Genomic DNA, 25,938 nt, shown 5'->3' with positions numbered 1-25,938 from the left:
CAGTAAGAGAAAATAGTGCGTCTATTTGTGCGATTTGCCCCTGATGAAGAAAATAGCGACAATACAGCGAATTAAACTTTCTAACGGTGATCCCACTATGCAGGCTGAAATTCTTCTCACCCTGAAACTCCAACAGCGTTTATTCGCCGACCCACGGCGTATTGAATTGCTCAAGCAAATTCGTCATACCGGTTCAATCAGTCAGGGAGCCAAACTGGCGGGGATTAGTTACAAAAGCGCATGGGATGCCATCAATGAAATGAACCAACTGGCCGAGCAAACTATCGTCGAGCGTATGACTGGCGGTAAAGGTGGCGGCGGTGCACAACTCACTCGCTACGGTGAACGCCTTCTCCAACTGTACGATTTGCTCGCACAGATTCAGCAAAAAGCCTTTGATGTCTTGCAGGAAGACGGGCTGCCGTTGGATAGCCTGCTGGCAGCCATCGCGCGTTTCTCGCTGCAAACCAGCGCACGTAACCAATTTTTTGGAACCGTGCTCGCACGCAGTGAAGAACAGGTACAACAACATCTGGATATTTTGCTCGCCGATGGTAAAACAACGATCAGCGCACTGATTACGCAGCAAAGCGCCGAACGTCTGCAATTACAGAAAGGGAAAGAGGTATTGGCATTAATTAAAGCACCGTGGATCGACGTATACGCCACCACATCTACCGCGCCTGCCGCTGATAACGTCCTAGCGGGGCGGATTCAAGCCATTCAGCAGGGTGTGGAGAACAGCGAACTTCTGATTACGCTTAACGGGGGCGAAACCCTGTGTGCCATGGTGCCAAATACCTTGCTTGAACAACAAAAACTACAGCAGGGAACGGATGTGAAAGCCTGTTTTAATGCTGACCGGGTCATCATCGCCACGCTTTGTTAATCTCACGTGGGATACGATAGACCTCGAAGCAAACCACTGACGAAGGGTAGAAAATGTCATTGTTGAAAATCACGCAGGGGTTATTTCGTCTCAGCGATACCCGCATGCTGCGTCTGGACGAACTGACGATTGAACAAAACCAGTGCTGGGCCTTTGTCGGAGCTAATGGAAGCGGTAAATCGGCACTGGCGCGAGCGTTATCCGGCGAACTGCCGCTCTTGAGTGGTGAACGCACCACGGGATTCCAACGCCCTGTGCGCCTGTCGTTTGAACAATTACAAAAGCTGGTTTCCGACGAGTGGCAACGCAATAACACCGATATGCTGAGTGAAGGTGAAGATGACACTGGCCGCACCACGGCAGAGGTCATTCAAGATAGCCTCAACGATCCCGCACGTTGCCAACAGTTAGCACACCAGTTTGGCATTGCGCATTTGCTGGAGCGCCGCTTCAAGTACCTCTCTACAGGGGAAACACGCAAGGCAATGCTGTGTCAGGCGCTGATGCCTCAGCCTGACCTTCTAATCCTTGATGAACCTTTTGACGGGCTGGATATTGCCTCCCGCCAGCAGCTTGCCGATGAACTACGGAAACAGGCTGACAGCGGCTATACGCTGGTGCTCATTCTCAACCGCTTTGACGACATCCCTGACTTTATCAACCATGTTGGTGTGTTAGCAGACTGTACGCTGACCCGCATCGGCCAGCGTGAAGCGATCCTCTCTGAGGCGCTGGTGGCTCAGCTCGCTTTTAGCGAAAAGCTATCTGGAAGTTCGCTGCCAGAACCCGAAGATCCACAGCGTTATATAACGCTTCCTCCCGACAAAGCGCGTGTTCTACTGCGCAACGGCGTGGTGCAGTATAACGATCGCCCGATTCTTCATGAACTCACGTGGGAAGTCTTGTCCGGCCAGCATTGGCAGATTGTCGGGCCAAATGGCGCAGGAAAATCAACGCTGCTCAGCCTGATTACCGGCGATCATCCACAAGGCTACAGCAATGACCTTACCCTGTTTGGGCGTAAACGCGGCAGCGGTGAAACCATCTGGGATATCAAACGCTACATCGGCTACGTCAGCAGCAGTTTCCATCTGGATTACCGCGTCAGCACCAGCGTGCGTAACGTTATCCTGTCCGGTTTCTTTGATTCTATCGGTATTTATCAGGCTGTTTCCGATCGTCAGCGTCACCTGACCGAACAATGGCTTACCCTACTTGGACTCAATGGTGCTATCGCCGATACGCCATTTCAGTCGCTCTCCTGGGGCCAACAGCGCCTGACGCTGATTGCTCGTGCGTTAGTCAAACACCCCACGCTGCTCATTCTGGACGAACCCTTACAGGGGCTCGATCCACTCAATCGGCAATTGGTGCGCCGCTGGCTGGATATCTTGATTGGAGAAGGGGAAACACAGCTACTCTTTGTCTCTCACCACGCGGAAGACGCGCCCGAGTGCATCACACACCGGCTGACTTTCGTTCCGCACAACGACATCTATCGCTATCAGATTGATGAGTTATGTAAATAATGCCTAAAAACAGGGATGATAACGCTACCACAAAATAAAATATAGGGTAGAAGACCAGGCTCATTTACACTATAGCTTACGCTTCACTACGTTTATTCGTAAAAAAACCATCGATAACAGAGGCAGATTCTCGCTGTAGATCACCTTTTTCAGTATCTAGCCATGTTATTTTGCAGCATTGCGATAATAGAGGTCATTATGAACGTTCTCATCACTGGTGGTAGCGGTTACATAGGGAGTCATACTTGTGTACAATTGCTGGCCGCCGGGCACACTCCCATCATTCTCGATAACTTGTGCAACAGCAAGGCTAGCGTCGTTAAAACCATTACACGCTTAACCGACAAAACACCCATTTTTTATCAGGGAGATATCCGCGACAGCGCACTGTTGGACGACATTTTCGCTAAACACTCCATTGATTCCGTCATCCATTTTGCTGGCTTAAAAGCCGTGGGTGAATCCGTACGTGAGCCGCTGAGTTACTATGACAATAATGTCAACGGCACGCTCGTACTGGTTGAGGCGATGAAGAAAGCTGGCGTAAAAAACTTGATTTTCAGCTCTTCCGCCACCGTCTATGGCGATCAGCCACGCACACCTTATCAAGAAAGTTTCCCAACGGGACATCCTGCTAGCCCTTATGGCCGCAGCAAGCTGATGGTCGAGCAAATTCTGCAAGACTTGCAGCACGCCGAGCCGGAATGGAGTATTACGCTGTTACGCTATTTCAACCCGGTTGGCGCACATCCATCTGGAGAGATGGGCGAAGATCCGCAGGGCATTCCCAATAATCTGATGCCATACATCTCTCAGGTTGCTGTCGGGCGTCGCGACTCGCTGGCGATTTTCGGTAATGACTACCCTACTGTTGATGGTACTGGTGTACGGGATTACATCCACGTTGTCGATCTGGCCGACGGTCATATCGCCGCCATGAATATCCTGCAAAATCGTGCTGGTGTGCACATTTACAACCTCGGTGCTGGCGTAGGCTACAGTGTATTGCAGGTCGTCGAGGCTTTTAGCCAAGCCTGTGGTAAACCGCTCGCTCACCATTTTGCTCCCCGTCGTCAGGGCGATCTACCTGCTTATTGGGCGGATGCCGAACGTGCAGCGAAAGATCTTAACTGGCGAGTCACACGCTCATTGCAAGAAATGGCGCAGGATACCTGGCGCTGGCAATCCAACCACCCTAACGGGTACGAAGAAGCGTAACGGCGTTTTTTACGTCGAGTGGCAGATTAAGGGAAGATAAGCAGAGTCGATTCAGACCGTCGACAAACCCATTTACGGAATGGGAACGGTGATAATGGGATAGAAGAGTAAAGCGTCCACGCCAAGGACAAAAGCGTCAGGAACGCTTTTGAACGTCGCTGGCGACGGCCCTGCAAGGGTGAATATCAGGGATGGGGTTCATATCCGCGCGGCTTGAGCTTACAGGGATGTACTTACAGCGTCTTTACGATCTACCCATTATCACCGTTCGGCGTACTTTGTCAGCAAACGCATTTCTGCTGCCTTCCCCAACCTTGCACACATCGGCCAACTCTTTCTATCTTGTCCAGGTCTCTACAGGAGCAAGTCATGTTGAATGAAAGTCTTAACACGCTGGCACCCGATGGTCAGCCGTTTCAATTAACGACCTTGCAGAATCAGGCAGGTATGCGCGTGTGCCTAATGGACTGGGGCGCAACCTGGCTTTCCTGTGAACTTCCTCTAGCTGGGGGGGCGGTGCGAGAAGTCCTATTGGGCTGCTCATCACCTGAACAGTATCCGCAACAACGTGCTTATCTTGGCGCATCGATTGGCCGCTATGCCAATCGCATAGCCAAAGCGACATTCAGCCGAGAGACCGAAACCTTTCATCTGGTCCCGAATCAGAACGAGCATCAACTACACGGTGGCCCGGAAGGCTTTCATGCCCGCCGCTGGCGAATTGCCAGTCAGGATGCAGCGCAGATCACTTATCAATTACACTCGCCAGATGGCGATCAGGGGTATCCAGGGCATCTCAATGTTCAGGTCACCTACGCACTGACCGAACATAATTCGTTAGAAATCTCTTATCAGGCGACCGTGGAGAAAGCCTGCCCCGTCTGCCTGACTAACCACGCCTATTTCAACCTGGATGGCGATCTGACTGACGTACGTAAACACCAATTACAGCTGTTTGCCGACTATTATTTACCGGTCAATAGTTCAGGGATTCCCAACGCCGACCTGACGCCGGTAAACGCGACCGGAATGGATTTTCGCCAGCCGAAAACACTGGAGGAAGATTTCCTGCGCGATAGCGATCAAATGGCCGTTGGTGGTTACGATCATGCTTATTTATTGCATCGTACCTGTGGTTCCAGCGAAAGCCCGGCTGCCAACCTATGGTCATCCGATGGCCGCGTGCTGATGAGCGTTTTCACCAGTGCCCCCGCCTTACAACTTTACAGCGGCAACTTTCTGGCCGGAACACCGTCACGAGACGGTGGTCAGTATAAAAACTATGCCGGTGTCGCGCTGGAAAGTGAGTTCTTACCAGACAGCCCGAATCACCCAGACTGGCCGCAGCCTGACTGCTGGCTGAAGCCGGGGAAAGTCTATCGCTCGGATACCACGTACCAATTTCTCATCCAGTAACCGTATGATTAAATATAATTAACTCATTGATAACATTGGCAGATGACTATCTGCCAATTTACAAACCGGCTTTACAAAACTATGCCATTCCCCGCTTGCCCCCTTCCTGCCCAGACGCTTACACTGCCACGACATCCAAAAAGGAAATGCCATGTCCGCATCATCACGGTCTCCATTATTCATTCATCATCTGCGTCACAAAGGCAGGTGGGGATGGCTATTGGCACTGTGCTGGCTTTTCCTAAACGCACAACTGGCTATCGCAGGTCATCAATGCGATATGTCGCTCAGCCAGACCTCCCCCGCGATCCAGCATCAGGCCCATCTGCAACAGGCCGGCATTCAGCCGTTATCCTCTCACGCTCATCATACGGAGAAAGCGTCTTACGCACTCGACCAGCAAACGCCGCTGTGTGAAAAGCACTGCGTGCCGGATAGCGTGAAGCAGGATAATGGAGCGCAGGTATTATTAGCACTGCCGGTCAGCGGTGAGTTGGTGTTAGCGGATAACTCCGTCACACCTAATCAGTCATGCGATGCCTGGTTCTCTCCCCCTGCGGCTGGCCCTCCGGCTGAGATCCGCTTCTGCCGATTTAGAGAATAACCCAAGCGATTGATAACCCCTGCGCCAGCGTGCGCAACACTATGTTTATCAATTATTTTTATTGGGATTATTTTTATGCGTATCACTTATATGGCGCTGATCAGCGGCCTTATTTTTTCTGTTTCTTCCTTCATCTTCCCCGTGTGGGCTAACGACCATCAGCACCACGCGATGATGCCGACTAATCCTCCTGCGGCCACGACCACCGTTTATCAGACTACCGGGATTGTTAAACAGTGGAACGCCGATAGGGTCACGCTCTCTCACGCCCCAGTTGCCGACCTAAAATGGCCAGCGATGACAATGGTATTCACGCTGCCAGCAACGGGCGAAATAACGCCACTCGCTGTCAATACACCAGTCACGTTCAGTTTTATCCAGAACGATAGCGGCTATACCCTGACCGTAATTACGCCACAGCAGCCTTAACCGGAGCACATCATGAACGTATCCAAACACGACGCCACGCGCGCGTGTCTGGCGATGTTGCTGTGGCTGCCTGCCGCTGTCTTTGCGGCAGATCTGAGTCTTGATCAGGCTTTACAGGCAGCGGAGCGTTACTCCGCCGATCTGTCAGCCAATCAACACCAGATTAACGCGCTACAAAACATGGCCGACTCCGCTACACAACTTCCCGATCCCAAACTGAAATTTGGCGTCGAGAACCTACCATTGGGCGGCAACAACGGTAGCCGACTCACGCGGGAAGGCATGACGATGCAGCGTATCGGCGTCATGCAAACCTATGTCAGCAGCCGTAAGCGCGATAGCAAGGCGCAGGCCATTCGGGTAGAAGCCGATGCGCTGCAAAGTAATAGCGAAAGTATTCGTGCTCGTCTGCAACGGGAAACGGCACAGGCGTGGCTGGATCTGGCGCTCTCACGCAAAGCGTTAAGCGAGATCACGGTATTGGTCAACGAAAGCCAGCGGCAGATCGCCTCGCAAAAAGCGAGTGTGGCGGCAGGCAGCGAAGCCAGTAGCGTACTGGATGCACGTCTGACACTGGCAGCTATGCAGGACAGGCTGGCCGACGCCGAGCGAGATATCCGTCTCGCGCACACCCGGCTGGTGCAGCTTACCGGTATCGCGGATATCAATGTAAACAGCGAACTTCCCCGCTTTGAACGGCTGCCTGCCTCACCGGATGTGCTGAGCAGCGCCATTCATCAACACCCGGAAATGAAGCAGGCACAGCGTGAAGCAGAGCTAGCTCAGGCTCGCTCTGCACAGTCAGCCGTCGCCGCCATCCCCAATGTTGATGTTGAGGTCTATTACGCGAAGCGTGGGGATGATTATGACGATATGGCGGGCATGATGGTGACGGTCGATCTGCCGCTCTTCACATCCAAACGTCAGGACAAAGACTACGCCGCTGACGTATCACGCAGCATGGAAGCACGTGACAGAGTACTGCTCACCGAACGAGAACATCAGGCGCAACTTGATACGCTAATTGCTCAATATCAAGCCGCACAGTCACGTTGGCTGCGTCAAAACAACGAAGTTCTCCCTCTCCAACAGCAACGCATCAAACTGATTCAGGCTCAATATCAATCCGGTAGCAGTAATCTTTCTGCCGTACTGGATGCCCGTCGGGCGCTACTCGAAAGCCGGATTGCCCTTCAGGATACCGCACGGGAGATGGCGCAATATTGGGCCGCCATCCGCTACCTGACGCCACAAGGAAACTCTACGCGATGAGCAAAATAGTCATGAGAAAATCACTGATGTTTAGCCTGGTGGTGCTGGCTATTCTCAGCGCAAGTGGCGTGGGCTATCTGGTAGGTAAACAGCAAACGCCGCACTCACCTTCTACCGCCGCGCCAGAACGATCGGTTCTCTATTGGTACGACCCAATGGTGCCGGATAAGCGTTTCGATAAGCCGGGAAAATCGCCCTTTATGGATATGGAACTGGTTCCACGCTATGCCGATGACGTGCAGGAAGACGGCGGAATCACCGTCAGCGCCCGGCAGCAGCAGAACCTCGGTGTTCGCACAGCCCGTGCGGAAATGCGTGAACTGTCTGACAGCAGAATGGGTTATGGCACCGTCACGCTCAACGAACGCGGATTACGCACGCTCGTCGCTCCCAGCGGCGGCATTATCGAAAAGCTCACAGTTAGCGCGCTGCAACAACAGGTGAAAAAAGGCGAGACGCTAGCCACGTTATGGAACCCAACCTGGGCGGCGGCACAGCATGAATATCTGGCGGTACGGCAGTTGGGCGACGACATGCTGACCCAAGCGGCACGCCAGCGACTAGCGCTGCTATTCATGCCGGAAGCCATTATTCGACAGGTAGAGCGTAGCGGCAAACCGCAGGATAGGATTGCGATTACCGCGCTGGAAGATGGCTACGTGAATAAGTTGGAGGTGCGGCAAGGTATGCAGTTAAGTCCGGCTCAGCCGTTATTCGAGCTTGCCAGCTTGAACCCAATTTGGGTCGATCTCGATTATCCCGAGGCGCAGGCGGCACAGCTAGCGATCGGCAGCGATATCAGCGCCACCAGCAATGCCTGGCCGGGTAAAACCTTCCACGGCAAAATCAGCGAACTGCTACCCATATTGGATAGCACGACGCGCACGTTAAAAGCCCGCGTGGTGCTGGACAACCCGCAACAGCAGCTCAAACCCGGTATGTACCTGACCGTGCAGCTTTCTCACTCTCAAGCACAACCGCGTCTGGCGATCCCACAGGAAGCACTGTTGGTCAGCGGTAGCCAAAATCGGGTTTTACTGAGCGACGGCGGCGGCCATTTCACCCCGCGTAACGTCACCGCGGGCGCATCGTTGGGCGACTGGGTGGAAATTATTGATGGGCTGAAAGAAGGCGACAGCGTGGTCACCTCCGGTCAGTTCCTGATTGATTCCGAAGCCAGCCTGCGCAGTACCCTGCCACAGTTTGCTGCTGAGACATTGGCAAACCCAGCAACGCCCGTTGGCTACCAAACTCAGGGAGTGATCAGGGCGATAAACGGCAATCAGGTCACCATTGAACATGAAGCCGTTCCGGCGCTCAACTGGTCACCGATGACAATGGATTTCACACTGCCATCATCAGGACTGCCACAGGGTATGGGAGTCGGCAGCACCGTCAACATCCAGTTCAATATGGATGACAGCGGGATTCATGTTCTGAATTTTTTACCCACTGACAATCCACATGCCAGCCACGGAGGCCACCAATGATCGCCTACGTGATTCGCTGGTCGCTTAAAAACCGCCTGCTGGTTTTACTGGCTGCGCTGTTCATGGCGGCATGGGGTCTGCTTTCTCTGCAAAAAACACCGCTGGATGCCCTGCCCGACCTGTCTGACGTTCAGGTCATCATTCGCGTTAGCTATCCGGGCAAAGCGCCGCAGGTGGTGGAAAATCAGGTGACCTACCCGCTGACCACCACCATGCTTTCCGTGCCGGGTGCCAAAACGGTACGGGGTTTCTCCATGTTCGGCGATGCCTACGTCTATGTGCTGTTTGAAGATAGTACCGATCCCTACTGGGCGCGATCCCGCGTGCTGGAGTATCTCAGCCAAGTGCAATCCAGCCTGCCTGCCGATGCGAAAACCTCGCTTGGCCCGGATGCCACCGGCGTCGGCTGGATCTACGAATACGCGCTGGTCGATCGCAGCGGAAAATACAGTCTGGCCGATCTGCGTGGCTTTCAGGACTGGTTGCTGAAGTATGAGCTGAAAACCGTTCCCGATGTGGCTGAAGTCGCCAGCGTGGGCGGCATGGTCAAGCAGTATCAGATCGTCGTCGACCCCGAACGTATGCGGACGCAGGGTATCACCCACCAACAGATCGTCAGTGCCGTTCAGGCAGCTAATCAGGAAAATGGTGGCTCCGTGCTGGAGTTAGGTGAAGCCGAGTACATGGTGCGCACCACCGGTTACCTGAAAACCGCGCAAGACTTTAACCATGTGGTGATTACCATCCGCAACGGTATTCCCGTGCTATTGCAAGATGTGGCCACGCTCCGCGAAGGCCCGGAGATGCGGCGCGGTATCGCCGAACTGAATGGTGAAGGCGAAGTGGCGGGTGGCATCATCGTTATGCGCTATGGCAAAAACGCACTGAATACGCTGCATGCCGTCAAAGCGCGGTTACAGGAGATACAAAAAAGCCTGCCCGCAGGCGTGGAGATCGTCCCAACCTACGATCGCTCGCAGTTGATTGAACACGCTATCGACACGCTGAGCTTCAAATTGCTGGAAGAGTTTGCCGTCGTCGCGGTCATTTGCGCCCTGTTCCTGTTCCACTTCCGCTCGGCGTTAGTAGCGATCATCAGCCTGCCGCTGGGGATTCTGGGGGCATTTATTATCATGCGTTATCAGGGCGTGAACGCGAACATCATGTCGCTGGGCGGTATCGCGATTGCCATCGGCGCGATGGTAGATGCCGCCATCGTAATGATAGAAAACATGCATAAAGTCATTGAACAGTGGCGGCATGAAAACCCAGGAAAGCAGCCGCAGAATAACGAGTGGTGGCAGTTGGCAGAACGGGCTGCGGTGGAAGTCGGCCCCGCACTGTTTTGCAGCCTGCTGATCATTACGCTGTCGTTTGTCCCGGTGTTCTCACTGGAGGCACAGGAAGGCCGTATGTTTTCACCGCTGGCCTTTACCAAAACCTATGCCATGGCCGTCGCTGCTGGATTAGGGATTACGTTGGTGCCAGTGCTAATGGGGTATTTTGTACGCGGCAAGATACCGGACGAACAGGCGAATCCAATTAATCGCTGGCTGATCGCGATCTATCACCCGATACTGCAAAAGGTACTGAGCTACCCGAAGGCCACGCTGCTGGTTTCCGCTCTGCTATTACTACTGACGCTATTTCCGCTCAGCCGTTTGGGAAGCGAATTTATGCCGCCACTGGATGAGGGCGATCTGCTGTATATGCCTTCCACCCTGCCCGGCATTTCCGCGCGTGAAGCAGGTCGCCTGCTGCAACAAACCGATCGGCTGATTAAAACCGTGCCTGAAGTTGAATCGGTCTTCGGTAAAGCAGGCCGTGCCGAAACGGCAACCGACCCTGCACCGCTCACCATGCTGGAAAGCACCATTCGGCTGAAACCGCGCGACCAGTGGCGCGAGGGCATGACCATGGACAAGTTAGTTGCCGAATTGGATCGTACCGTCAGCCTGCCGGGTATCGCCAACGTGTGGGTGCCGCCAATTCGCAACCGGCTGGATATGCTGGCGACCGGTATCAAAAGTCCGGTGGGTATTAAGGTTAACGGAAACAATCTGGAGGATATCGAACGCACTGCCGCGCAAATCGAGCAGGTGGTAAAACAGGTTCCGGGCGTGACATCTGCGCTGGCAGAACGGCTGGCGGGTGGACGCTATATCGATATTGATATCGATCGTCAGCGCGCCGCACGCTATGGCGTGTCCGTCGAGGAGCTTCAGTCGGTGGTCGCTACGCTCATCGGCGGGCAAAACATCGGCGAAACCATTGAAGGTCGCCAGCGTTATCCCATCAACATCCGCTACCCGCGTGAATTACGCGATTCGCTACAAAAGCTGCGCGATCTGCCTATCGTGACGGCCAACGGCAGCAGAGTGACGCTGACAGAGCTGGCGGATGTTCACGTCAGCGAAGGGCCACCGATGCTGAAAAGTGAAAACAGTCGACTGTCAGATTGGATTTATGTCGATCTACGCGGCCGCGATCTGAAATCCGCCGTTGAAGACATGCAACGGGCCGTCACCCAGCAGGTCACGCTGCCGGAAGGCGTGTCGTTAAGCTGGTCCGGTCAGTTTGAGTATCTGGAACGTGCCACGGAGAAAATGAAGGTCGTCATCCCCTTCACGCTGCTGATCATTTTCGTGCTGCTCTATATCACCTTCAACCGCATCAAAGATGCACTGCTGATTATGGCAACATTACCTTTCGCGCTAATAGGTGGCGTCTGGCTGCTCTATCTCCTCGGCTATAATCTTTCTGTCGCGGGTGCCGTTGGCTTTATTGCATTGGCAGGTGTATCGGCGGAATTTGGCGTCATCATGCTGCTGTACCTCAACCATGCAGTAGAAAAACATCAAGTGGCGGGTCAGGCGCTTTCGCGTCAACAGCTGATGGATGCCATCCACGAAGGGGCAGTTCTGCGCGTACGCCCGAAAATGATGACCGTGGCAACGATTATGGCAGGGCTGCTGCCCATCATGTGGGGAGGCGGTAGCGGTTCCGAGATCATGCAGCGCATCGCCGCGCCGATGATTGGCGGCATGGTCAGCGCACCTCTGCTGTCAATGCTGGTGATTCCGGCAGTTTATCTGCTATTACACAAGGGAGATTCCGGTTTGCTGAAACGGTAAAGCCCGAGCGTGATGTTACGCAAATAACCTGCGGATAAATCACGCTTGCCATCGACTATCGATTGCCGATAACCGCTCTCCCCCCCTATAATGAAATCAGTTATCACAGAAATCTTAGGATAGGAAGGAGTTTAGCTATGGCTGTAACTAAGCTAGTACTGGTAAGACACGGTGAGAGCCAGTGGAACAACGAAAACCGCTTCACAGGCTGGTACGATGTTGATCTGTCCGACAAGGGCCGTTCAGAAGCCAAAGCCGCAGGTCAACTGCTGAAAGACGAAGGTTTTGCCTTTGATTTCGCGTATACCTCCGTGCTGAAACGTGCCATTCACACACTGTGGAACGTACTGGACGAGCTGGATCAAGCCTGGTTGCCAGTTGAGAAATCCTGGAAACTGAATGAGCGCCACTATGGGGCGTTGCAGGGTCTGAACAAAGCCGAAACCGCTGAAAAATACGGTGACGAGCAGGTTAAACAATGGCGTCGCGGTTTCGCAATCACACCGCCAGAGTTGACGCGTGATGACGAACGTTTCCCAGGCCATGATCCACGTTATGCAGCGCTGAGTGACAAAGAGCTGCCGCTGACTGAAAGCCTGGCGCTGACCATCGAACGCGTTGTGCCTTACTGGACCGAAACCATCCTGCCACGCATTAAGAGCGGTGAGCGTGTAATCGTTGCGGCTCACGGTAACTCATTGCGTGCACTGGTGAAATACCTGGACAATATGGGCGAAGACGAAATTCTGGAACTGAATATCCCAACTGGCGTACCGTTGGTGTATGAGTTCGACGAGAACTTCAAACCAATCAAACGTTACTATCTGGGCAACGCGGACGAAATCGCCGCCAAAGCCGCCGCAGTAGCGAACCAAGGTAAAGCGAAGTAATTTACCGTTGAATGAAGAAACCCGGCCTGTGCCGGGTTTTTTTATTTCATCGTCTTCAGCACGGACATTCACAATCAATGCCTCATTGATAAAAAGACGAGGGTGACTTTGTATGATAAATGGAGTATCGCTTGATCAATTAAGAACATTCATCGTTGCTGTTGATGAAGGAAGTTTTTCCGCAGCAGCACGCAAACTCTATCGCGCACAGTCGGTCATCAGTGATTTGGTGAGTAACCTCGAAGCGCAAATGGGCGTTCAATTATTCGATCGCTCTGGACGATATCCCAAACTCACTCCGGCAGGGCAAGCCTTGCTGGCCGATGCACGCGGCATCGTAACCTCCGTCGATTTCATGAAAGCACGGGCAAAGGGGTTATCAGAAGGGCTGGAAGCAGAGCTTTCCGTTGTCGTCGATGTGCTGTTTCCTATTGCCACTGTCGCTGCTATTGCAAACGAGTTCAAACAGCGCTTTCCCGGCACGCCTCTTCGGGTGTTCGCCGAGGCGCTGGGAGCAACCTATCATCGCGTGCTCGACGGGACAGCGGCCATCGGGGCTGTCGCAGCTTTGCCAAGTGCTCTTGCTTCACTAAGCACTGAGCACCTTGCTGGCATCACGCTGGTTATGGTCGCTTCACGCAATCATCCGCTGGCTGCATTCAGGGGATTCATCCCTAAATCGGAACTGGTAAAGCACGTGCAACTTGTCCTTACCGACCGAACAAGCCTATCCGAGGGGATTGAATATGCCGTTATGTCCTCATCTACCTGGCGACTCACGGACTTATTTACCAAACATGCTTTCCTTCTTAGCGGACTAGGCTGGGGCGGTATGCCATTACACGTGGTACAGCGCGACCTTGCAGAAGGAGAGTTGGTTGAACTGATGCTTGAAGATATCCCGCCCGAGGGAATCTCTGTTCCGATGTCCACCATCTACCGAACAGCAGCGCCGCCCGGCCCTGCCGGGCGTTGGTTCCTTGACCGCCTGAAAAGTCTTCATGGGGAAGCAACCGCTGGCCAATAAGCGCTCAAAAAGGCGTTCAGGCTAACACCGACCTATCGCAGAAACCGATGGGTTCCTTCGGAAAATATCGGGTTTTCGGGTGTCTTTGGCGCAAATATACTGACATGGAAACGATCGGTGCCTGATCGTTGTGCTTATTCGTTATGCTACGAAACAAGTCAGGAAGTCACCCTATGAAAATTCTTCATATCGATTCCAGCATACTCGGCGACTATTCCGTCAGCCGACAACTTTCTGCCGATATTGTCGCAAGGCTGCGTGAGTTACACCCAGGTTCCGAGGTCGTCTATCGCGATCTTGTCGAAGATGCAGTGGGTCATCTTTCTGGAGCGTATATGGCCGTGGTTCGCGGTGGTGGCAATCCCGATCCGCAGTTGAGCGACGAAATTGCCCATGGCGATGCTTATATCAACGATCTCTTTGCCGCTGAAGCCATCGTCATTGGTGCCCCTATGTATAACTTTACCGTTTCTTCCCAACTCAAAACCTGGATTGATCGCGTCGTTATCGGTGGACGCACATTTGCCTACGGGCCCAACGGACCACAAGGGCTCATACAGAAAGGGAAGAGGCTGTTTATCGCTTCAACTCGCGGCGGAACCTACAGTAGCGATGGCGCTACCGCCATGCTTGAGCATCATGAAACGTATCTAAAGGCCGTGCTTGGTTTTATCGGTCTGACCGATGTAACGGTCATCCGCGCCGAAGGCTTGGGCCAGGGAAATGAAGAGACTAAATCTGCCATCATCAGCCAGACAAAGCTCAGTATTGCCAGTTTAGAAGCCTAACAACACTGACCTACCAAGAAAGGGAATCGCCATGGAAAAGAACGCTTCAATCATTTCAGCAATTGGTCGTGCTCTCATTGCAATTGTTTTTGTGATCAGCGGCCTTAGTAAGATCGGGGCATCAGAAGCCACCCAAGGCTACATCGCCTCGGTTGGTTTACCCTTTCCTCTTCTCGGTTATTTGATCGCCTTAGTGGTCGAAATCGGCGGAGGAATTCTTCTACTTATTGGTTACCACACGCGTGTGGTTGCGCTCGTTTTATCCGCCTTTGCTGTTGCTACTGCCGTGTTTTTTCATCATAACTTTGCCGATCAAAACGCGGTGATTAACTTTCTTAAGAACATCATCATTGTCGGAGGATTACTACAGATTGTGGCTTTTGGCCCGAGTAAATACAGCCTCGACGCAAAGAATAAATAATTGATAAATAAGTAATTATCTCTAGAAATAAAAAGGCAAACCGAAAGGAAAGGAAAGGAAAGGAAAGGAAAGGAAAGGAAAGGAAAGGAAAGGAAAGTGAGTATGCATCATTAACGGCAGTGTTAGCCTGGTTTTCATTTTCGCGAGCTGAAAATTCAAGGCTTTCACTGCCGTTTTTTTATTGGCGTGCCGGATAGCACGCCATTCGATGTTACTTATTGCGGCGCTCGCGTACGGCAGATGCTAACTGACGCAGTAGAGATTCCGTATCTTCCCAGCCAATACAAGCATCGGTCACGCTACGGCCATAAACCAGCGGCTCACTACTTTCCAGATTCTGGTTACCCTCAACCAGATGGCTCTCCACCATCACGCCCATGATCGCTTTTTCGCCCTGTGCGATCTGCCCGCAGACATCAGTACAGACTTCCATCTGTTTTTTGAACTGTTTGCTGCTGTTCGCGTGGCTGAAATCGATCATGACCTGCGGCGTCAAACCGGCTTTTTCCAGACCCACTTTCACATCCTTAACATGCTCTGCGCTGTAGTTCGGCGTTTTACCGCCCCGCAGGATGATGTGGCAATCGTTGTTACCGCTGGTATTCACGATAGCCGAATGCCCCCATTTGGTGACAGAGAGGAAGCAGTGTGGCGCACTGGCGGCGTTGATTGCATCAATCGCGACTTTGATCGTGCCGTCGGTACCGTTTTTAAAACCAACAGGACATGACAGGCCAGATGCCAGTTCTCGGTGTACCTGAGATTCGGTTGTGCGTGCGCCAATAGCGCCCCAGCTCATCAGATCCGCCAGGTATTGCGGAGTAATCATATCGAGGAATTCACCCGCAGCCGGTAAACCACTATCGTTAATTTCTAGCAGTAACTGGCGCGCAATACGCAGGCCATCATTGATCTGGAAACTATTATCCATGTGCGGATCGTTGATTAGCCCTTTCCAGCCAATCGTGGTGCGCGGTTTTTCAAAATAAACTCGCATAACCACTTCCAGTTCGTCACTCAACTCGTTACGCAGCGTCAGCAGACGCGCGGCGTACTCTTTCGCCGCTTTCGTATCATGGATCGAGCAAGGACCAATCACCACCAGCAGGCGATCGTCATTGCCGTTAAGAATTTTATGGATAGCTGTACGCGCGAACGATACCGTTTCCGCGGCCTTATCCGTGGCTGGAAACTTTTCTAGCAAAGCAACCGGCGGCAAAAGTTCATTGATCTCTTTAATTCTTAAATCGTCATTTTGGTAATTCATAAATAAATCCATCGGTTCCGAAACGGTATGTTAGCCCCATCCAATACGCGCCATCCCGTCTGTGCGGGCAGACTGAGAAACGGGATGTTTCATATTGAAGATTGATTATTATATGTCAAGCTGGTGTTATCAGGACGCTGAAATCAGTGGAATTTACGCGATCAAATGCTCTCAGATGCCGCATCCATCCTATTTTCACTAGAAAATAGCCCAACCGACAGGTCGGTGAACACAGGATAGGTTTTCTCTGTGGGTTTCAATAAAATGGGATAAAACCGCAACTCAGGGTGATTTATGGCACATAACCACAGCCACACGGAATCGGGCAACAGTAAACGTCTGCTGGCCGCGTTTATCATTACCGCCACGTTTATGGTGGCTGAGGTCATTGGCGGTCTGTTGTCCGGCTCCCTCGCTCTGCTTGCGGACGCGGGTCATATGCTGACGGACGCCGCCGCGCTGTTCGTCGCACTTATCGCCGTGCGTTTCGCACAGCGTAAACCCAATGCGCGCCATACCTTCGGCTATTTGCGGCTCACTACCCTCGCCGCCTTTGTGAACGCACTGACGTTGATACTGATTACTGCCTTCATCTTCTGGGAGGCGATTCAACGCTTCTATGACCCCCAGCCCGTTGCTGGTGTCACTATGCTGCTTGTTGCTATTGCCGGGTTGATGGCAAACATCGTGGCCTTTTGGCTGTTACACCACGGTAGCGAAGAGAAAAATATTAACGTCCGTGCGGCAGCCCTACATGTGCTGGGCGATCTGTTAGGTTCCGTCGGTGCGATTGCTGCTGCCGTCATCATCCTTTATACCAACTGGACGCCTATCGACCCGATTCTCTCTATTTTAGTATCATGTCTGGTACTACGCAGTGCATGGTCGTTATTGAAAGAAAGTATTCACGAACTGCTGGAAGGCACACCGAGCCAACTCAGCGTTGAGGTTTTACAGAAAGATCTGACGCTGAATATCCCTGAAGTCAGGAATATCCACCATGTTCATTTGTGGCAGGTTGGCGAAAAACCAATGATGACGCTGCATGCTCAGGTGGTTCCACCTCACGATCACGATGCGTTATTAAGGCGTATTCAGGAATATTTACTGAAGCAGTATCAGATTGCACACGCGACAATTCAGATGGAATATCAACGCTGTGATGATGACCATTGCTCTTTTCATCAGGAAAGCCATCATTCAGCTATTCCTGATGGTGAAAAGCATGATGTAGAAGGCCATCACCACAAGCATTAAGTTTGGGTTACACGCCGTGTGAAACCGCGCTGACGCGATTTTCCTGCGCGCTCTTAATCCACAGCCAAGAGCCGTTCAGGGCAATCAGCGTCAGGATCGCGTATTCTACCGCCATCGCGTACACGCCCTGATAAGCAAAAATAACCACGCTTATCACATCAATCACCACCCACAGCAGCCAGTTCTCGACGTATTTGCGCGTCATCAGGATCATCGCCACAATCGACAGTACCATCATGGTGGAATCCCAGAATGGGAATGCATCCGGCTGAAGGTTCGGCATCTGCACAGACAACCCTAGCCCCTGCATACCGGAAACGGCAATACGCGTCAGCACGGCAAACACCGCGTCAATGTAGAACGTCATCAAGCCAATCGCGACAACGCACGCTACCGACCAGCCAATGAGTTTCTGTACCGGTAGCCAGCGGATGCGTAGCTCCACTTCCTGTGCATCTGTCTTGCGTGTCCAGGCATACCAGCCATAAATATTGGCGGCGAAGAAGAAAATCTGCAGTAACAGGCTGGCATACAGCTGGATCTGGAAAAAGATCACGGCAAACAGCGTGACGTTAATCAACCCAAACAGATAGTTGATGGTTTTTTCCTGACTCGCAAACCAGATACACAGCAGACCAAACAGCGTGCCGATCGCTTCAATCCAGGAAAGCGCATATCCCCCTTCCCCCAAAGGGATATGAATTAAAATATTGCTGGTACTCAAAAAGTCCATCTCACCACCCTGTCTCAATTATTGTAAGAAATTTCTATTAAGATGCCCTGGATCTCCGTCAGGCATTCCCTTTCACACGTAATTTTAGTGAAGCCGCGAAATCCAGCATGCGATTCAGCGGGATTAACGCGCCTTCTCGCAGGGCTGCATCAACATGAATCTCATGTGCATGACCACCTTGCTCCAGACCGTTAGCAATCGCCTCCAGCCCGTTCATCGCCATCCACGGACAGTGGGCGCAACTGCGGCAGGTTGCCCCTTCGCCCGCGGTGGGCGCTTCCAGCAACGTTTTCTCTGGGCAGGCCTGCTGCATCTTGTAGAAAATACCGCGATCGGTCGCCACAATCAGCTCGCGCTGTGGCAGTGTTTTCGCCGCCTGAATCAACTGGCTGGTTGACCCAACGGCATCAGCCATCTCTACCACGCTCTGCGGCGATTCTGGATGAACCAAAATTGCCGCATCGGGGTACAGGATCTTCATGCGCTTCAGCGCCTGCGTTTTAAATTCGTCATGCACAATACACGCGCCCTGCCAGCACAGGACATCTGCCTGCGTCTGTTTTTGTACATAGCTTCCCAGATGACGATCCGGTGCCCAGATAATCTTTTCTCCCAGGCTATCCAGATGTTCGATCAACTCCACCGCAATGCTGGATGTAACCACCCAATCTGCACGCGCTTTTACCGCAGCTGAAGTATTGGCATACACCACCACCGTTCGGTCCGGGTGCGCATCGCAAAAACGGCTGAATTCATCGACGGGACAACCGAGATCGAGCGAGCACTCTGCTTCCAAGGTAGGCATCAGAATCGTCTTTTCTGGATTGAGAATCTTGGCCGTCTCTCCCATAAAGCGGACTCCCGCCACCAACAGCGTCGATGCCGAATGGGTGCTACCAAACCGCGCCATTTCCAGCGAGTCCGCCACACAGCCGCCCGTTTCTTCCGCCAGCGCCTGAATTTCAGGATCGGTATAGTAATGCGCAACCATGACCGCGTTTCTTTCCCGCAACAGTGCCTTTATCCTGCTACGATAGTGCTGTTTTGCATCAGCCGATAATGGCTTGGGCTTTGGCGGAAAGGGATAAATGGTTTCATTGCTATCAAAAAGCATACTCATTATGGATTTCCACGATGACAACTCGGGTTGCAACACCTGATACTGATTTAACATCAGCATCGGAGTTTTTTATCCTAAACAAAATACCGAAAACACGTCGTAAAGTCGCGGTATTTTTTCCAGGTTACGCACCGTTTTGTTTATTATGCTTAAAATAATGAGATGAAATGCGTGAAAGGCATTATCCGTAGAAGAGAGACAAGGAGATAAATGGCATGGCTAGCCTCTATATCAGAATATATCGCGATACGCTGATGGTCAGAAACGTGGACACTCAAAAAGAGGTAACCGGGCAATCAGAAATACCTTTTACCACCACGCGCTTACTGCTCGGGCAGATGATCCCGGCAATGAAGCTATTGGATCGACTCACGCGCAAGGTGGCACCCAAACGACTGATCGATCTGTTCTCGTCACATAAGGTCATCATCCATGCCATAGAGATGAATGAAGGCGGACACAGCCAGGTCGAGTTTGCCAGCTACATAGAGCTAGCCAAGAGTATCAGCCCGCAAGGAAAGCATATTTATGTGTGTAGCAAAAATGTGCCGCTTACTGACCAGGAAGTGATACAAATTTTTAGCGGCGACATGCTTTCGATCGTCAGCCGCTAATCAGACGTTATGCGTTAGGCGAAGAAGCGGTGCCAATAGAGGGAGAGCGGAATAATCAAAACCAAAGCGGGAAGAAAGTTAACCACCGCAAAGGATTTGATCTGCGCAATCCGCAGCCCAACGGCAATCATGATAATCCCGCCACAGGCAGAAAAGTCACCCATCGTGATGTCTGTCATAAAGGGCATGATCAATTTGGCGGAGAAGAACAACAGCGTCTGGACAATCATCTGCGGTATCGCAATCGACATCACGGCCAGGCCAAGCGTGATGGAAAAAATCAGTGCGGTGAAAATATCCAAAGCAGATTTGATAATCAGCAGCTGATAATCACCGGTTAACCCTTCCGTCAACGCCCCAACCACACCTGTACCACTGGCACAAAACAAGACGATTAGCGCGGTAAAATTCTGAGTATACACATCCTGCGGTAAACGGTGCTCCTGTGCAGGCAAAACGCGGTTTAATCCTTTTTGAATCATCGTACCTGCCCGCTGCACGGCGGATTCCATCCGTAGCAGTTCTCCTAACGCAACGCCAATCACAATAGCCAGCGCCACCGCCGGCAGTTGCTGGACTTTAACAACCAGCGTAATACCCATTGCAATCGATACCATCGCAAACGCCGGAGGCAGGCCATCCTGCAAGCGTTGGGGAATAAAGCGACGCAAAGCAATGCCCAGACCACTACCAATCAAGATAGCGGCACCATTAATCAACGGACCAATCATATATCTTCCTAAACAGGGCGATACGCGCTTCCCTGTGGCAATGACTCCATCCCTGCTCGATAGGATTAGAAAACAGTTCCTGACGGGTTATACAGTCCATAGAGAGGGGCAAAGACCTAATATACTCCAAAGCCTTAACGAGCAGGGAATGATAATGGTTTTATCTTATCGACACAGTACGTGCGCTAGCCACAACGTGAGTGTCTTTGAGGAGGAAATTTACTACCGATATGGTGGGTCGTGCAGGATGACTTAAAATGAATTTGTTTAAGGAAGGAATTCTACTACTTAATGGTGGGTCGTGCAGGATTCGAACCTGCGACCAATTGATTAAAAGTCAACTGCTCTACCGACTGAGCTAACGACCCGCAATGCGGAACTGCTTACTGGTATTCTTCTTGAAATTGGTGGGTCGTGCAGGATTCGAACCTGCGACCAATTGATTAAAAGTCAACTGCTCTACCGACTGAGCTAACGACCCAATTCCATGCTGCTTTAGCGTTTTGCTGTTTGCCTTGGCAACGGCGGCACATATTACTGATTTAAATTTCCAGCGCAACCTATTTTCTTAAAAAATTGTTTGATTGCTTACTCTTAAGACGTTTAGGCACAAAAACCGCGCATGATGCGCAATTTTTGTGCCAATTAATACGGTATTACGATCCCGCTAAACGCTTTTGCGCTTGCTTTGCACTTTCCGTATTGGGGTACATTTTTACAACTTGCTGGTAAACGGCTTTGGCTTTATCAGCCTGACCTTTTTCCTGCATGATCACCCCAACCTTCAGCAAGGCTTCGGAACTTTTTGGTGACTTGGGATAATTTTTAACAACATTGGCGAAATAGTACGCAGCATCGTCCTTTTTCCCCTTGTTGTAATTCAACTGACCAAGCCAATAGTTGGCATTGGGTTGATACGTTGAATCTGGATATTTTTTGACAAATGCCTGAAATGCGCTGATAGCCTGATCGTACTGTTTTTTCTCCAGCACGAGCGCAGCGGCGGCATTGTAGTCACTATTCGCATCACCCGTACTGGCTGGTGCAGCCGTGTTGGCTGCACCCGTATCAGTACCCGCAGCAGCGGCTGGCGTACTGTTTGTCGTCGGTGTAGAAGATGATTGCGAACTGAATCCATCAATCTGCTGATAAATCTGTTTTTGCCGTTCAACGATCTGATTCAACTGATACTGACTTTCCTGAATCTGCCCACGGAGGCTATCCATGTCCCGCTGATTATCAGAGATCTGCTGTTGAAGTTGAGTTAAAAGCTGACTGTGAGCGTTAGAAATACGCTCTAATTGAGTGACACGGTCTTCGACCGAGCCTGAGCCGACATTACTGATTGGCGCTTGGGCAGTAGCGGCCCAAGGGACCGCTACGCCAACCAGTAACGACAGACCCAACAGGTGACGTCTGAAGTTACTGCTCATGCGATTCTCTTAATATACCAGAACGGCACGACGGTTTTTGGCATAGGCCGCTTCGTCATGACCGAGAACAGCTGGTTTCTCTTTACCGTAAGAAACGATAGAGATCTGATCGGAAGAAACGCCTTTACCCTGCAGGTACATTTGTACCGCGTTGGCACGACGCTCACCCAGAGCGATGTTGTATTCTGGCGTACCGCGTTCGTCCGCGTGACCTTCGATAGTCACTTTGTAAGACGGGTTGCTACGCAGGAATGCAGCGTGGGCGTCCAGCATCTGAGCGAATTCAGAGCTCACATCGTATTTGTCCAGACCGAAGTAAACGATGTTGTTGCGCTGTAATTCTTGCATCTGCAAACGAGCTTGCTCAGAAGAAGACATGTTACCGCCATCCATCATGCCGTTGTTACCCGCACCCATGGAAGATTGGTCATTGTCCGCGTTCTTGTTGGAGCTACAAGCGGCCACTGCCAGTACCGGCAGAGCCAACATCAGGCCTTTCAGCACTTTATTGAATTGCATTTCTTATGTCCTTTGACGAGTTTATTGTACATATCTGTACTTATAGATACGGCGACCAGGCAGGGAATTTAACCTGTCCATCAGTAGCCGGAAGACGCGCTTTGAAACGGCCATCGGTCGAAACCAGCTGTAGCACTGAACCCAGCCCTTGTTTGGAACTGTAGATCACCATCGTGCCATTCGGTGCGATACTTGGCGTTTCGTCCAGGAACGTGTCCGTTAATACTTGTACGGCACCCGTTACCAGATCCAGTTTGGAAATATGCTGAGCTCCACCATTCGAGCTCACCGTTACCAAAAATTTCCCGTCGGCGCTCACATCGGAATCCTGATTCTGAGAACCTTCCCAGGTCAGGCGTTGTGGTGCACCGCCGTTAGCATTCACTTTGTAAACCTGAGGACGGCCAGCCTGGTCTGAAGTATAGGCCAAGGTTTGGCTATCTGGGAACCAGGTTGGTTCCGTGTTATTGCTGCGGCCATCCGTCACCTGACTGATTTGACCCGAGCCCAGATTCATCACATACAGATTCAGGCTACCACTCTTCGACAGAGCAAACGCCAGTTTACTGCCATCAGGAGAGAAAGAAGGCGCACCGTTGTGACGAGGGAAAGACGCAACCTGACGGATCGCGCCATTTGCCAACGTTTGGATAACCAGCGCAGAACGGCCGCTTTCAAACGTTACGTAGGCAAGTTTGCTACCGTCTGCGGACCAGGCTGGAGACATCAGCGGCTGTGGCGAACGATGAACAACGAATTGGTTGTAGCCATCATAGTCGGCAACGCGCAGTTCATAAGGGAACTGACCACCGTTAGTCTGAACAACGTAAGCGATACGGGTACGGAACGCACCTTTAATACCACTCAGTTTTTCAAACACTTCGTCACTGGCGGTGTGTGCAGCATAGCGCAACCACTGTTTTGTGACTTTAAACTGGTTCTGCGCCAATACGCTGCCTGGGTTACCGGAGGTATCAACAAGCTGGTAAGAAACCAGATAGCTGCCATCGGCACTCGGCTGAACCTGACCAACCACAACCGCATCGATGCCCAACGCCGTCCATGCAGCAGGCGTCACTTCAGATGCCGTTGCAGGCTGCTGTGGCATACGGTTTGCGTCGATCGGGTTGAATTTACCGCTGTTACGCAAATCAGCACCAACGATGCCGCCTACGTCTTCAGGCGCAGCGCCTGGCCCAGCCCATTTAAATGGAACCACACCAATAGGACGCGCAGAGTCTACCCCTTGGGTAATCTCTATACGTACTTCCGCGTGCAGCACCGCTGCCCACAGCATTAAAAAGCTTACTGCAACTTTCAGTACTTGCTTCATCTCATCTCCCTTATCCAGACGCGAAGTCTACGATAAATTAGCAGAATTTTAACAAAAACAAACCAATGTCAACAAAACAACATAACCTGGTTTATTTACCATCGTAATAATCTTAAATCTATTGGGTAAACAGCCCGGTTACTGCGGTTTAAAGTCTATTGGCGCATTTTTGAAAGCCTCATAAACATCCGTACTCGGTGGCTTCGGTATTTTGGCCTGTTTGGCAGCCGCAATAGCCGCCTGACATAGCGCCGGATCGCCACCTTCAGCCGTGACATCAATCAGCAGACCATCTGGCGCCAGCTTAATCCGTAATGTACAGGTACGTCCTTTGTAGAGCTGCCAGTCATAAAACTTACTCTGAATGGCTGAACGAACCTGACTACCATAACTATCGAGAGCCGCACCTGATGCACCGCTCTTCTTATTGTTACCCGCGCCCGCAGGTGCGCCACCGCCAGACTTCGGCGCATTTTTCGATGAGGCCAACCCACCCAGCAAATCATCAACGGCGCTTTCCTGCTTAGCCGCTTCTGCTGCCGCTTTCTTTTTATCATCAGCGGCTTTTTTAGCCGCCGCAGCGGCTTCAGCCTTTTTCGCTGCATCAGCGTCAGCTTTTTGTTTCGCTGCCTCTGCTGCTGCTTTTTGTTTAGCTTGTTCAGCCTCTTTTGCTGCCTCTGCGGCAGCCTTGGCTGCTTCTGCTTTCGCGGTTTCTGCTGCCTTTTGCTTGGCAGCCTCAGCGGCTTTTTCTTTAGCCTCTTCTTCCGCCTGCTTCTTAGCAGCAGCGGCCGCAGCCGCTTGTTTCTTCGCTTCGTCTTCCGCTTTCTTTTTAGCGTCCGCTGCCGCTTTCGCCTGCTGTTCAGCTTCAGCTTTCGCTTTTGCCGCAGCGGCTTCGGCCTGCTTCTGCTGTTCTTTTGCCTGCTGAGCCGCCGCTTCAGACTGCTTACGCTGTTCAGCCTGCTCCTGAGCCTGCTTTTTCGCTTCTTCCTGCGCTTGAAGACGCTCTTTTTCTAGCTCTTTCAGCCGCTGCTGTTCAGCGGCTTGCTTCTGTTGAAGCTCTTCGGCCTGCCGTTCAGCCTGCTTTTGACGCTGCTGTTCAGAACGTTTCGCATCGGTCTGCTGCTGCTGTTGGCGGTTATACTGCTCTACCACCGCGCTCGGATCGACCATCACTGCATCAATTGACGAGCCTCCACCGCCCCCGCTGGCATCCATCGTTTGCGTCGACGAACTCCAGAGCAGCAAAGCAATCAGTATGATGTGCAGAACAGCCGAGATAATAACGGCGCGTTTCAGCTTATCGTTTTGTTCGTTTGCCTTTAGCACAAGCGATTCCCAAAAACAGTGTTGCCAGAAATAGGCTTAACGATCATAACCGTGATGCACTCATTTAAATCGGTTGCGTCATCAAACCAACGGACTTTACGCCAGCTTGATGCAACAAATTCAACGCTTTAATGATCTCATCATAAGGAACATCTTTCGCCCCCCCAATCAAAAAGACCGTCTTGGGGTTAGTAGCCAGTCGTGATTGCGCTTCAGCAACCACCTGCTCTGCCGGAAGCTGTTCCATACGGTTTTGCTCAACAACCAGGCTATATTGCCCTATGCCTGAAACCTCTACGATCACGGGCGGATTGTCATTGCTGGAGACCGTTTTTGAATCGGTTGCATCCGGCAGGTCTACCTCAACGCTCTGCGTAATAATCGGCGCTGTCGCCATAAAAATCAGCAACAGCACCAACAGCACGTCCAATAGCGGAACAATGTTGATCTCGGATTTCAGCTCACGACGACCTCTGCGTACTCGTGCCATGATCCCCC

Annotated in this window: 24 protein-coding genes and 2 tRNA genes; 15 read left to right on the top strand and 11 right to left on the bottom strand. The window is 51.9% G+C overall.

Going from position 1 to position 25,938, the window contains the following annotated elements:
* Positions 1 to 97 precede the first annotated feature (97 nt).
* The 13 genes from modE (at position 98) to EDI29_RS02095 (ending at position 15,107) form a co-directional block, all read left to right on the top strand.
* Positions 98 to 889: a molybdenum-dependent transcriptional regulator gene (gene modE, locus EDI29_RS02155; protein WP_137739512.1), complete on the top strand. Its 792-nt coding sequence runs from the start codon at positions 98 to 100 to the stop codon at positions 887 to 889.
* Positions 890 to 942: 53 nt separating this feature from the next.
* Positions 943 to 2,418 carry a molybdate ABC transporter ATP-binding protein ModF gene (gene modF / locus EDI29_RS02150; RefSeq protein ID WP_107169848.1) on the top strand — a complete coding sequence of 492 codons (1,476 nt, stop codon included), beginning with the start codon at positions 943 to 945 and terminating at the stop codon, positions 2,416 to 2,418.
* A gap of 198 nt (positions 2,419 to 2,616) precedes the next feature.
* Positions 2,617 to 3,636, top strand: a complete 1,020-nt coding sequence (gene galE / locus EDI29_RS02145; RefSeq protein ID WP_137739511.1) for a UDP-glucose 4-epimerase GalE — start codon at positions 2,617 to 2,619, stop codon at positions 3,634 to 3,636.
* 369 nt (positions 3,637 to 4,005) lie between these two features.
* A complete protein-coding gene (gene galM, locus EDI29_RS02140; RefSeq protein ID WP_137739510.1) occupies positions 4,006 to 5,052 on the top strand; it encodes a galactose-1-epimerase in 1,047 nt (348 codons plus the stop codon).
* 151 nt (positions 5,053 to 5,203) lie between these two features.
* Entirely contained in the window at positions 5,204 to 5,656 is a 453-nt protein-coding gene (locus tag EDI29_RS02135) for a hypothetical protein (RefSeq protein WP_137739509.1), read from the top strand.
* A 75-nt stretch (positions 5,657 to 5,731) separates the two neighbouring features.
* On the top strand, positions 5,732 to 6,085 hold the full coding sequence (locus EDI29_RS02130; RefSeq protein WP_137739508.1) for a copper-binding protein: 354 nt from the start codon (positions 5,732 to 5,734) through the stop codon (positions 6,083 to 6,085).
* Between the two features lie 12 nt (positions 6,086 to 6,097).
* On the top strand, positions 6,098 to 7,357 hold the full coding sequence (locus EDI29_RS02125; protein WP_137739507.1) for a TolC family protein: 1,260 nt from the start codon (positions 6,098 to 6,100) through the stop codon (positions 7,355 to 7,357).
* The gene (locus EDI29_RS02120; protein WP_137739506.1) at positions 7,354 to 8,847 is read left to right on the top strand and encodes an efflux RND transporter periplasmic adaptor subunit; all 1,494 of its coding nucleotides are present in this window, start codon (positions 7,354 to 7,356) and stop codon (positions 8,845 to 8,847) included. The genes EDI29_RS02125 and EDI29_RS02120 overlap by 4 nt, the downstream gene beginning before the upstream one ends.
* Positions 8,844 to 11,981 carry an efflux RND transporter permease subunit gene (locus tag EDI29_RS02115; RefSeq protein ID WP_137739505.1) on the top strand — a complete coding sequence of 1,046 codons (3,138 nt, stop codon included), beginning with the start codon at positions 8,844 to 8,846 and terminating at the stop codon, positions 11,979 to 11,981. The genes EDI29_RS02120 and EDI29_RS02115 overlap by 4 nt, the downstream gene beginning before the upstream one ends.
* A 137-nt stretch (positions 11,982 to 12,118) precedes the next feature.
* Entirely contained in the window at positions 12,119 to 12,871 is a 753-nt protein-coding gene (gene gpmA / locus EDI29_RS02110; protein ID WP_005973959.1) for a 2,3-diphosphoglycerate-dependent phosphoglycerate mutase, read from the top strand.
* A gap of 112 nt (positions 12,872 to 12,983) precedes the next feature.
* Positions 12,984 to 13,898 carry a LysR family transcriptional regulator gene (locus EDI29_RS02105; RefSeq protein ID WP_137739504.1) on the top strand — a complete coding sequence of 305 codons (915 nt, stop codon included), beginning with the start codon at positions 12,984 to 12,986 and terminating at the stop codon, positions 13,896 to 13,898.
* A gap of 173 nt (positions 13,899 to 14,071) precedes the next feature.
* Complete coding sequence (locus EDI29_RS02100; protein ID WP_137739503.1) at positions 14,072 to 14,686, top strand: FMN-dependent NADH-azoreductase; 615 nt, start codon at positions 14,072 to 14,074, stop codon at positions 14,684 to 14,686.
* Positions 14,687 to 14,717: 31 nt separating this feature from the next.
* Positions 14,718 to 15,107, top strand: a complete 390-nt coding sequence (locus EDI29_RS02095) for a DoxX family protein (RefSeq protein ID WP_137739502.1) — start codon at positions 14,718 to 14,720, stop codon at positions 15,105 to 15,107.
* 211 nt (positions 15,108 to 15,318) lie between these two features.
* Here EDI29_RS02095 and aroG read toward each other — a convergent pair whose 3' ends face one another.
* Positions 15,319 to 16,374 (bottom strand): 3-deoxy-7-phosphoheptulonate synthase AroG, encoded by a 1,056-nt coding sequence (gene aroG, locus EDI29_RS02090; protein ID WP_137739501.1) that lies wholly within the window; start codon positions 16,372 to 16,374, stop codon positions 15,319 to 15,321.
* A 294-nt stretch (positions 16,375 to 16,668) separates the two neighbouring features.
* Between aroG and zitB the strand changes: the two genes are divergently transcribed.
* Complete coding sequence (zitB, locus tag EDI29_RS02085; protein ID WP_137739500.1) at positions 16,669 to 17,631, top strand: CDF family zinc transporter ZitB; 963 nt, start codon at positions 16,669 to 16,671, stop codon at positions 17,629 to 17,631.
* Positions 17,632 to 17,638: 7 nt separating this feature from the next.
* Here zitB and pnuC read toward each other — a convergent pair whose 3' ends face one another.
* Both pnuC and nadA read right to left on the bottom strand, forming a co-directional pair.
* Positions 17,639 to 18,364, bottom strand: a complete 726-nt coding sequence (gene pnuC / locus EDI29_RS02080) for a nicotinamide riboside transporter PnuC (RefSeq protein ID WP_137739499.1) — start codon at positions 18,362 to 18,364, stop codon at positions 17,639 to 17,641.
* Between the two features lie 58 nt (positions 18,365 to 18,422).
* Positions 18,423 to 19,484 carry a quinolinate synthase NadA gene (nadA, locus tag EDI29_RS02075; RefSeq protein WP_137739498.1) on the bottom strand — a complete coding sequence of 354 codons (1,062 nt, stop codon included), beginning with the start codon at positions 19,482 to 19,484 and terminating at the stop codon, positions 18,423 to 18,425.
* A 215-nt stretch (positions 19,485 to 19,699) separates the two neighbouring features.
* On the opposite strand from nadA, the gene EDI29_RS02070 reads away from it, so the two are divergent.
* On the top strand, positions 19,700 to 20,098 hold the full coding sequence (locus EDI29_RS02070) for a YjaA family stress response protein (protein ID WP_137739497.1): 399 nt from the start codon (positions 19,700 to 19,702) through the stop codon (positions 20,096 to 20,098).
* A 14-nt stretch (positions 20,099 to 20,112) separates the two neighbouring features.
* Here the strand turns inward: EDI29_RS02070 and EDI29_RS02065 are convergent, their stop codons facing one another.
* The 8 genes from EDI29_RS02065 to tolR form a co-directional block, all read right to left on the bottom strand.
* Entirely contained in the window at positions 20,113 to 20,829 is a 717-nt protein-coding gene (locus EDI29_RS02065) for a DUF554 domain-containing protein (protein ID WP_137739496.1), read from the bottom strand.
* A 292-nt stretch (positions 20,830 to 21,121) separates the two neighbouring features.
* Positions 21,122 to 21,197: transfer RNA gene (locus tag EDI29_RS02060), tRNA-Lys, on the bottom strand.
* A 37-nt stretch (positions 21,198 to 21,234) separates the two neighbouring features.
* Positions 21,235 to 21,310 (bottom strand) — tRNA-Lys (locus tag EDI29_RS02055).
* 175 nt (positions 21,311 to 21,485) lie between these two features.
* Positions 21,486 to 22,262: a cell division protein CpoB gene (gene cpoB / locus EDI29_RS02050; protein WP_137739495.1), complete on the bottom strand. Its 777-nt coding sequence runs from the start codon at positions 22,260 to 22,262 to the stop codon at positions 21,486 to 21,488.
* Between the two features lie 9 nt (positions 22,263 to 22,271).
* Entirely contained in the window at positions 22,272 to 22,781 is a 510-nt protein-coding gene (gene pal / locus EDI29_RS02045; RefSeq protein WP_010299226.1) for a peptidoglycan-associated lipoprotein Pal, read from the bottom strand.
* A 40-nt stretch (positions 22,782 to 22,821) separates the two neighbouring features.
* On the bottom strand, positions 22,822 to 24,114 hold the full coding sequence (gene tolB / locus EDI29_RS02040) for a Tol-Pal system beta propeller repeat protein TolB (RefSeq protein WP_137739494.1): 1,293 nt from the start codon (positions 24,112 to 24,114) through the stop codon (positions 22,822 to 22,824).
* Between the two features lie 138 nt (positions 24,115 to 24,252).
* Positions 24,253 to 25,440, bottom strand: coding sequence for a cell envelope integrity protein TolA (tolA, locus tag EDI29_RS02035; RefSeq protein ID WP_137739493.1), 1,188 nt, complete (start codon positions 25,438 to 25,440; stop codon positions 24,253 to 24,255).
* A 64-nt stretch (positions 25,441 to 25,504) separates the two neighbouring features.
* The gene (gene tolR, locus EDI29_RS02030) at positions 25,505 to 25,930 is read right to left on the bottom strand and encodes a colicin uptake protein TolR (protein ID WP_005973933.1); all 426 of its coding nucleotides are present in this window, start codon (positions 25,928 to 25,930) and stop codon (positions 25,505 to 25,507) included.
* Positions 25,931 to 25,938 lie beyond the last annotated feature (8 nt).

It is taken from the genome of Pectobacterium polonicum (assembly GCF_005497185.1).
Lineage (GTDB): Bacteria > Pseudomonadota > Gammaproteobacteria > Enterobacterales > Enterobacteriaceae > Pectobacterium > Pectobacterium polonicum.
This window is presented reverse-complemented; position numbering and strand designations above follow the sequence as displayed.